Annotated in this window: 1 protein-coding gene; it reads left to right on the top strand. The window is 70.8% G+C overall.

Going from position 1 to position 257, the window contains the following annotated elements; genetic code table 11:
* Positions 1-257, top strand: a 257-nt coding sequence (locus OO57_RS38185; RefSeq protein WP_033257545.1) for an NAD-dependent epimerase/dehydratase family protein, incomplete at both ends; no start/stop codon positions are given.

The following is a 257-nucleotide window of genomic DNA, read 5'->3' as shown; positions in this document are numbered from 1 at the left end:
ACGGGGAGCGGCACGAGCCGGAGTCGCACCTGATCCCGCTGGTGTTCCAGGCGGCGCTGGGGCAGCGTCCGCACATCGCGGTGTTCGGCGAGGACTACCCGACGCCGGACGGCACCTGCATCCGCGACTACATCCACATCGCGGACCTGGCCGAGGCGCACCTGCTGGCGCTGGACGCGGCGAAGCCGGGCGAGCACCTGATCTGCAACCTCGGCAACGGCACCGGCTTCTCGGTGCGCGAGGTGATCGAGTCGGTC

Source organism: Kitasatospora phosalacinea (assembly GCF_000717185.1).
Lineage (GTDB): Bacteria > Actinomycetota > Actinomycetes > Streptomycetales > Streptomycetaceae > Kitasatospora > Kitasatospora phosalacinea_A.
The sequence above is the reverse complement of the archived record's forward strand: the minus strand, read 5'-3'. Positions and strand labels throughout refer to the sequence as shown.